The organism is Pseudomonas sp. FW305-E2 (assembly GCF_058782925.1).
Window position 1 is genome coordinate 1 of record NZ_JBYSYE010000082.1, and the last position, 7726, is coordinate 7726.

Below are 7726 nucleotides of genomic sequence, written 5' to 3' on the forward strand. Positions count from 1 at the left end.
GCCTGGTCGCCAACGTTCAGCGGCAAGGCACCGAACACACTGCCAGCGGAAACCCGCTGCAGGCCGTTGACGCGAATGTCGGCGATCCTGAACGGTGAGGCCTGGGCCAGCGTGGCTTTCAGCAGCAGGATGGAGAGCAACAGGCGCGGGTAGTTCATCGGGGGTTCCAGACAAGCGGATTTGGAGGGAGGCGAGCGCGGGCAACCCGCAAGCAGCGGGCGATGAGGATACGGGCGGGCTGTGTACGGCGCGGTTAGCCGAGGGTAAAGATGTGTAAAGTCCGACCGGCCGGCGGTGACAGTGCCGGCGCGTAGGGCGATCATTACCCCCCCTGCAATTGCGATATCTGGCCCTGATGATCCCTGTGCTGCTGGTCGACGACGACCGCGAACTGACCGAAATGCTCTCTTTGTACCTGGCGCGCGAAGGCTTCCAGGCAACGGCCGTGGACACCGGCGAAGAAGGCGAGGCCCAGGCGTTGTCCGGTGACTTCCAGGTGGTGGTGCTGGACGTCATGCTGCCCGGCATTTCGGGCATCGAAGTGTTACGCCGCGTGCGCGCGCGCAGCCAGGTGCCGGTACTGCTGCTGACGGCCCGTGGCGACAACATCGACCGCATCGCCGGCCTGGAGCTGGGTGCCGACGACTATGTACCCAAGCCCAGCTCTCCTGGCGAGCTGGTGGCGCGCCTGCGGGCGATACTGCGCCGCGTGAAGCCACACCTGATGGGTGAAACCAGCGCGCCCGAGGTACCTGAACAGGTACGCAGCGGTGCATTGAAAATGTGGCCGGGGCGGCGCGAGGCACGCTGGGGCGCAGCCACGCTGGAATTGACCGGCTCCGAGTTCAGCCTGCTCGAAGCCCTGGCGCGCCAGGCCGGTCAGCTGGTCAGCAAGCAGGACCTGTCGCTCAATGCCCTGGGCCGGCCGCTGACCCGTTATGACCGACGCATCGACGTGCACGTCAGCAGCATCCGGCAAAAACTTGGCCCGCGTGCCGATGGCAGCAGCTGGATCCAGAGCGTGCGCGGCATGGGCTACATGCTGATCGTCGAATGATGCGCCGGCGTCTGTTCTGGAAGCTGTTCCTGGCGTTCTGGCTGGCCAACACCCTGACCTTCCTGGTGGGGGCGGGGGCCTTCATGCTCAATGAACTGCGCGGCGATACCCCCGGGCTGCGTTCGCTGCTGGCCACCGAGCTGCAATTGCTCGAACGGTATGGCGAGCGGGCCGGCCGCCAGTTGCTGGACGTGTCGCCACAGCCGCAGGATGTGCAAGTAGGCCTTTACGACGATCAAGGCCGCTTGCTGGCTGGCCAAACGGTGCACGTGGCGCGTTTCGAGCAGGCACTGCTCGACCGTGACGGCCGCCCGCTGGTGCTGCGCGCTTCGGTGGCCACCCGTGTCGGTATGGCACCGCGCCCACGCAACCTTGGCCCGTTCGTGACTGGGGCGGTGATGAGCGCGCTGTTCGCGCTGTTGTGCAGCTTTTACCTGACCCGGCCGCTGACCTGGCTGCGCGAGGCCATGGGCCAGGTTGCCCAAGGCCGTTTCGATGTGCGGGTCAGGCCGCGGCTGGGCAAGCGCCGTGACGAAATCGTCGACCTGGCCGAGGACTGTGACCGCATGGCCGGCCAGCTCAAGGCCCTGGTGCAGGCCCAGCAGAACCTGCTGCATGATATTTCCCATGAGCTGCGCTCACCGCTTACCCGCATGCATGCCGCCATCGGCCTGATGCGCCAGCAACCCGACCGGCCCGACATGCTGGAGCGGGTCGAGCGCGAGTCGCGGCGCATGGACGACCTGATCGAGCAACTGCTGACCCTGGCCCGTGCCCAGTCCCGTCAAGGCAACAATGACTTCGCCAGCGTGGATGTGGTCGAACTGCTGGCGCAGATCGTCGAGGATGCCCGTTTCGAGGCAGGCATGAAGCAGTGCCAGGTGTCCTTGCTGGCTCAGGGCGCGTTTCTCATGCATGGCCATGAAGAGCTCCTGTACCGGGCTTTCGAGAACGTCATCCGCAATGCCGTGCGCTACACCAAGCCCGGCACGGCGGTATTGGTGGAGGCCGCACCGGCACCAGGTGGGCAATGGTTGCAAGTGTGCGTCAGCGACCATGGCCCAGGCGTCGACCCGGCGCGCCTGCAGCGCATCTTCGAACCATTCGACCGTGGCACCGACAGCAGCGACGGCTTCGGCCTGGGGCTGGCGATCGCCCAGCGTGCCATCGCCTTGCACGGTGGCAGCATCACCGCGCTGGCCGCCGCCACAGGGGGCTTGCGGGTGCGCATCGAACTGCCGCAAGCCATTGCTACTTGAAGCCGGTGACCGCGTGGGGAACGTAAGGGGCCTGCAAGCGCGCCACCTCGTCCTCGCTCAGCTGCAGTGACAGTGCGCCCAGGGCATCGTCCAGGTGGGCGGGCTTCGAGGCGCCGACGATAGGGGCGCTAACGCCGGCCCTACCCAGCACCCAGGCCAGCGCAACCTGGGCCATCGGCACCCCCCGTTCGCTGGCGATCTGCTCGACCACATCGATTACCCGGCCGTCCTCCACCTCGGTCTTTTCATAGAACGATTGCCCGGACACATCGGTGCGCGTGCGTTGGGTTTGCTGCCCCTGCGGTCGTGTCAGGCGGCCGCGCGCCATCGGGCTCCAGGGCATCAGGCCGACGCCTTGATCCAGGCACAGCGGGATCATCTCTCGCTCTTCTTCGCGGTAGATCAGGTTGAGGTAGTTCTGCATCGACACGAAGCGGCTCCAGCCATGGCTGGCGGCTACCTGCTGCGCCTTGGCAAACTGCCAGGCATACATCGACGATGCACCGATGTAGCGCGCCTTGCCGGCCTTGACCACATCATGCAGAGCTTCCATTGTTTCCTCGATGGGGGTGTGGTAGTCCCAGCGGTGGATCTGGTAAAGGTCGACGTAGTCTGTGCCCAGGCGGCTGAGGCTGGCGTCGATGTTGGCCATGATCGCCTTGCGTGACAAGCCTTGCTCATTGGGCCGGCTGGCGCCTTCCCACATGTTGGCAGGGAAGAACACCTTGGTGGCGATCACGGTTTCTTCGCGGCGGGTAAACTCCCTCAGGAGTTTGCCGAGGATGATTTCCGAGGTGCCGGCGGAATAGCTGTTGGCAGTGTCGAAGAAGTTGATGCCTTGCTCGACGGCATGGCGGATGATCGGCCGGCTGGCGTCTTCGCCCAAGGTCCAGGGATGAGTGCCGGCGTCGGGGTCACCGAAGGTCATGCAGCCCAGGCACAGCCTTGAAATGTCCAGCCCAGTGCTACCCAGCTTTACGTACTGCATCGTCGTCTCCTTCAAGGGCGTGAGTGATGGAGTTAGCCTAACGCGGGCAGGGTTGTGCGAAAATTCCGTATTGATGCATGCGCCATCTGCAAGAATTCACAAGCGTAGCAGCGGCCGCACCTGTTGCTGAAGGAAGTCGGTAACCGCCTTGATCCGCGGTGTGGCGCGCACGTCTTCATGCACGGCCAGCCAGATTTCGATGCTCATTGTCTGTTGGGCGCTGCCTGCTTCTTTCAGACCGTGTTCCTGTGCCATGAACGCGGGCAGGCAGGCGATGCCGATGCCGCCGGCACAGGCTTGGGCCTGGATGCGCAGGTCATTGCTGTGCAATGCGAACGGCTGTTGGCCGGCCTGGAGGTTGAGCCATTGCTGTTGTGGGGAACGGGCTTGAGACTCGTCGTAGCCGATGTAGCGCCTGACCGTTGCGCTGGCCAGGTAACCGGGCGAGGCATACAGCCGGTAATCCAGGTGCCCCAGCAGGCTGACCACCAGAGTTGGCTCTGTCGGCCTCGCCAGGGCGATGCTGATGTCAGCTTCGCGGCGAACCAAGGATGCCTTGGATTTGCTGCCCACCAGCTTCAGGCGCAGCTGTGGGTAGCGCTGGTACAGCTCGCCCAGGCGCCGGGCGACGATGCTGCCCAGCAGCGCCGGTGGTGCCGAGAGCACCACTTCGCCTTCCACTGTCTGTTGGCCGGCGCTGGCGAAATGCGCCAGGGCAAAAGAGGACATGGCCATCTGCTCGGCGAGTTCCGCAACGCGTTGGCCTTCGTGGGTGAGGGCATAGGCGCGGGGACGTCGGTCGACCAGCTTGAGCTTGAGCGAAGCTTCGAGCGAGGCGATGCGCCGGGCCACGGTGGCGTGGTCGACACCCAGGGTCTTGGCAGCGGCCGACAGCGAGCCGGCCGAGCTGAAGGCGGAGAAATGGCGCAGGTCTTCCCAATCGAACATGAATGACTCGGCAGTGGCGGGTGCTAAAAGGGGTAGGGTAACCCTTTATGACCCTGCCGGCTTCAATGACCGCCTTTCATCCGCCGCGCCACCAGGTAGATGCCCAGGCCAACCAGCGCAGTCGCGGCGCCGATGTACCCGGTGCTGGTCCAGCCCATGCCGGCAGTGATCGCCATGCCTCCCAGCCATGGCCCCAGGGCATTGGCCAGGTTGAACGCCGCATGGTTCGACGCCGCTGCCAGGCTAGGTGCCTCATGGGCAATGTCCATGAGGCGGATCTGTAGCGGTGCCGCCAGCGCGATCATGGTGCCCACCAGGCCGATGCCCAGCAGCAGGCTCCACAGCGCCTGGGCGGCGAAGGTAAAGAACAGCAGCACGGCGACCGACCACATCAGTACCAAGCCCACGGCGCGGAACTGCAGGCGGTCGAACAGCTTGCCGCCAGCGATGTTGCCGACGATACCGCCCACGCCGAACGCCGCCAGACCAAACGGAATCCACTGTGGCGACACCTGGGTCACGTGCAGCATGGTCGGTGCCAGGTAGCTGAACACGCAGAACATGCCGGCAAAACCGATCGAAGCGATGGCCAGCGCCATCCATACCTGTGGGAGGGCAAAGGCCTGTAGCTCCTTGCGCGGGTCGCTGCGTGTTTCGTCGTGGCGCTGGGGCACGAAACGCCAGACCAGGGCGATGGTGCACAGGGCGATCGCGCCGACCAGCACGAATGCCGAACGCCAACCGAAGTACTGGCCCAGGAAAGTGGCAACCGGGTTGCCGAGCAACATGGCCAAGGTCAGGCCCATCATTACCCGGGCAACCGCCCCCGCGCGCTGATCCTTGGCGACCATGCTCGAGGCGACCACTGCGGCAATGCCGAAGTAGGCGCCGTGGGGCAGGCCGCTGATGAAACGAAATGTGACCAGGCCACCGAACGAGGGGGCAAAGGCCGTGGCCAGGTTGCCCACGGCATACAGCAGCATCAACAGCAGCAGCATGTGCTTGCGCAACAGTTTGGCACCGAGAATGGCCAGTGTCGGTGCGCCAACCATCACCCCCAGCGCATACGCGCTGATGGCATGGCCCACCTGCGGCTCGCTCAACTGCAAATTGCTGGCAATGTCGGGCATCAGGCCCATGATGGCGAATTCGCCGGTGCCGATGGCAAAGCTGCCCAGTGCCATGGCGGCTTCCATCTTGGCGACGGTGTGTTTACTGGGGAGCGGGGGGCGTTCCTGGACTGACATTTGTATCCCTATTGAAACATGCTGAAACGTTCAAGGCGGGATAATAGTCAATCGATGGCTGCAACGTCGAGGATGCTGCCCCGTCTGCCGCGACGTTGCAGCCCGTTTCCTGCTCAGTGCGGGCGCGCTTGCTACGCCCCTGGCTGAAGTGACGGGACCCTGTGGCAGCGGGTACGCCTGCTCTTTTAGACTGCGGGCGGTGACGCGCCAACGCTCGGCAAACGGTGAGTACACGCGCCACACATTCGGTTCACAAGGACAACTGCAATGTCAGATACCCCGCGCAACCCGCTGCTTATCGATGGGGCCGTCGGCCAGATCGAGCTGTTGATCGACTACCCCGACGGACCACTCAAAGGGCTGGTGCTGGTCAGCCATCCGCAACCGCTGCTGGGCGGTAGCCCACGGCATATCGTGCCACTGACCCTGGCACGGCAGCTGCGCGCAGCCGGCTGGCAAGTGGTACGGCCGAGCTTTCGTGGGGTGGGGCAGACGCAAGGCGCGCACGACCAGGGCATCGGTGAAGCCGAGGATTGCATCGCGGTCATCCGTCACTTCAACCAGCAACAGCCCGAGCTGCCGGTAGCGCTGGTCGGGTTTTCCTTTGGGGCCTACGTGTTCGCCCGGGTTGCCTGTGCGCTGGAAGGGCAGTTGCAGGCAGTCGCATTGATGGGGCTGCCGGTGGGGGATGTACCGGGAGGGCGCTATTACGAGCCATTGCCGCTGCCTGGGGATTGCCTGTTACTCCATGGTGAACAGGATGAAATGGCACCGCTGGCCAACCTGCTGCAATGGGCTGGCCCTGAGCAACGGGCAGTGTCGGTATACGCCGGTGCCAATCACTTTTTCAAAGGCTGCCTGGGGCGTGCCGCGGAGCAGGTGATTGCTCATCTCGCCCAGAAGACTGGCCCTCACCGCTCCAGGTAATGCGTCTGTGCAGCAAAGTCGATAAACCGCTTGCTGGCCAGCGACAGGTATTCCCCCGAGCGCCAGCACAAGCGGAAACTCATCTGCTGTGCTGGCCGGAACGGCACGCCGACGATGCCTGGCGTGCGTTGCTGCACCGAGCGCAGCAGGGTCGCCACCCCCATGTTGTCCAGCGCGGCCTGCACCACCAGCGAGACGAAGTTGCTCTGTAGCGCCACCTGGTAAGTGATGCCATGTTCGGCGAAGAACGCATCCAGAAGATGGCGTTGAACGAAGGTGCGATCGAACACCACCATGTCGGTATTGCGCAGGTCTTCGGCGGTGAGGTAGGCCTTACCGGCATAGGGGTGATCCGGGTGCATGCACGCCAGCATCTCGTCGCTGCCCAGCAGGATCGACTCCTTGTCGGGCGGTACACGCCGGGACTCCAGCAGCGCCAGGTCGATTTCCCGTTGCTCCAGGCGATGGCCAATGTCTTCGGCACTGCCTTCGAACACGGTCATGGCAATGCCCGGGTACGACTTGCGGAAGGCGTTCATCAACCCGGGGACGTAGTGCAGGCCGAACATCGGCGGGATACCCAGGCGCACTTCGCCGCGCTTGAGGTCGGCCATGTCGCGCAGTTCTTGCCGGGCAACGTCCATTTCGCGCAGGGCAGAGGCAATGCGCGGCAAGAACTGCTCGCCTTCTGCCGTGAGGATCACTTTGCGCGTGGTGCGGTTGAACAGGGTTACCCCCAGTTCTTCTTCCAGCCGGGTGACGGCCATGCTCAGCGCGGGCTGGGCGATGTGCAGGTGCTGCGCGGCCTTGGTGAAGCTGCCTTGCCGGACGATTTCGACACAGCAGCGCAATGCCTTGAGGTTCATTGAGGGGTGCTACCTTTCATGCGAGATGCATTCATAACGAACTGTGATGCTAAGCATCATAACAATATATTTATTATTATTAACCAGAGGGCCTACGATGCGCGCCACTGAGACATCCTGCAACATCTCAGTCACGCAGCTTAATAAATCTGCAATCCCACAAAGATTTTGAGGTAGTACCCCAAATGGCCAAGGCCGCCGATGTCGTTGTGCAATGCCTGGAAAACGAAGGTGTCGAGTATGTATTCGGCATTCCCGGTGAGGAAAACCTCGACCTGCTCGAATCCCTGCGCAAGTCGAAGATCAAGCTGGTACTGACCCGTCACGAGCAGTCTGCAGGTTTCATGGCTGCCACTTACGGTCGTCTGACCGGCAAGACCGGCGTCAGCCTGTCGACCCTCGGCCCTGGTGCCACCAACCTGGTGACCGCCAGC

8 protein-coding genes and 1 pseudogene are annotated in these 7726 nt (G+C 63.6%); 4 read left to right on the plus strand and 5 right to left on the minus strand.

All coding sequences use genetic code 11. The annotated features are described in order from the left end of the window. A pseudogene (locus tag AC3WLP_RS27525) lies at positions 1 to 158 on the minus strand (hypothetical protein); the annotation flags it as partial. Between the two features lie 197 nt (positions 159 to 355). On the opposite strand from AC3WLP_RS27525, the gene AC3WLP_RS27530 reads away from it, so the two are divergent. Both AC3WLP_RS27530 and AC3WLP_RS27535 read left to right on the plus strand, forming a co-directional pair. After that, on the plus strand, positions 356 to 1057 hold the full coding sequence (locus AC3WLP_RS27530; RefSeq protein WP_088513134.1) for a response regulator transcription factor: 702 nt from the start codon (positions 356 to 358) through the stop codon (positions 1055 to 1057). After that, positions 1054 to 2316 carry a HAMP domain-containing sensor histidine kinase gene (locus AC3WLP_RS27535; RefSeq protein ID WP_088513135.1) on the plus strand — a complete coding sequence of 421 codons (1263 nt, stop codon included), beginning with the start codon at positions 1054 to 1056 and terminating at the stop codon, positions 2314 to 2316. The genes AC3WLP_RS27530 and AC3WLP_RS27535 overlap by 4 nt, the downstream gene beginning before the upstream one ends. On the opposite strand, the gene AC3WLP_RS27540 is transcribed toward AC3WLP_RS27535, so the two are convergent. From AC3WLP_RS27540 to AC3WLP_RS27550, 3 genes are all read right to left on the minus strand, one after another. After that, the gene (locus tag AC3WLP_RS27540) at positions 2309 to 3304 is read right to left on the minus strand and encodes an aldo/keto reductase (protein ID WP_088513136.1); all 996 of its coding nucleotides are present in this window, start codon (positions 3302 to 3304) and stop codon (positions 2309 to 2311) included. The genes AC3WLP_RS27535 and AC3WLP_RS27540 overlap by 8 nt on opposite strands. A 96-nt stretch (positions 3305 to 3400) precedes the next feature. Continuing rightward, positions 3401 to 4252, minus strand: coding sequence for a LysR family transcriptional regulator (locus AC3WLP_RS27545; RefSeq protein ID WP_004374928.1), 852 nt, complete (start codon positions 4250 to 4252; stop codon positions 3401 to 3403). A 62-nt stretch (positions 4253 to 4314) separates the two neighbouring features. Beyond that, positions 4315 to 5499 carry an MFS transporter gene (locus tag AC3WLP_RS27550; protein WP_033725485.1) on the minus strand — a complete coding sequence of 395 codons (1185 nt, stop codon included), beginning with the start codon at positions 5497 to 5499 and terminating at the stop codon, positions 4315 to 4317. 267 nt (positions 5500 to 5766) lie between these two features. On the opposite strand from AC3WLP_RS27550, the gene AC3WLP_RS27555 reads away from it, so the two are divergent. After that, a complete protein-coding gene (locus AC3WLP_RS27555; protein ID WP_088513137.1) occupies positions 5767 to 6426 on the plus strand; it encodes an alpha/beta hydrolase in 660 nt (219 codons plus the stop codon). Here AC3WLP_RS27555 and AC3WLP_RS27560 read toward each other — a convergent pair. Beyond that, entirely contained in the window at positions 6411 to 7292 is an 882-nt protein-coding gene (locus AC3WLP_RS27560) for a LysR family transcriptional regulator (protein WP_004374921.1), read from the minus strand. The two genes, AC3WLP_RS27555 and AC3WLP_RS27560, sit on opposite strands and share 16 nt — an antisense overlap. A 185-nt stretch (positions 7293 to 7477) precedes the next feature. Between AC3WLP_RS27560 and AC3WLP_RS27565 the strand changes: the two genes are divergently transcribed. Next, positions 7478 to 7726, plus strand: a 249-nt coding sequence (locus tag AC3WLP_RS27565; protein WP_256591203.1) for a thiamine pyrophosphate-binding protein, incomplete at its 3' end; no start/stop codon positions are given.

Excerpts from the sequence above, each read along its gene's own strand:
- AC3WLP_RS27530 (WP_088513134.1), top strand. The coding sequence starts at position 356 with ATGATCCCTGTGCTGCTGGTCGACGACGACCGCGAACTGACCGAAATG.
- AC3WLP_RS27535 (WP_088513135.1), top strand. The coding sequence starts at position 1,054 with ATGATGCGCCGGCGTCTGTTCTGGAAGCTGTTCCTGGCGTTCTGGCTG.
- AC3WLP_RS27540 (WP_088513136.1), bottom strand. The coding sequence starts at position 3,304 with ATGCAGTACGTAAAGCTGGGTAGCACTGGGCTGGACATTTCAAGGCTG.
- AC3WLP_RS27545 (WP_004374928.1), bottom strand. The coding sequence starts at position 4,252 with ATGTTCGATTGGGAAGACCTGCGCCATTTCTCCGCCTTCAGCTCGGCC.
- AC3WLP_RS27550 (WP_033725485.1), bottom strand. The coding sequence starts at position 5,499 with ATGTCAGTCCAGGAACGCCCCCCGCTCCCCAGTAAACACACCGTCGCC.
- AC3WLP_RS27555 (WP_088513137.1), top strand. The coding sequence starts at position 5,767 with ATGTCAGATACCCCGCGCAACCCGCTGCTTATCGATGGGGCCGTCGGC.
- AC3WLP_RS27560 (WP_004374921.1), bottom strand. The coding sequence starts at position 7,292 with ATGAACCTCAAGGCATTGCGCTGCTGTGTCGAAATCGTCCGGCAAGGC.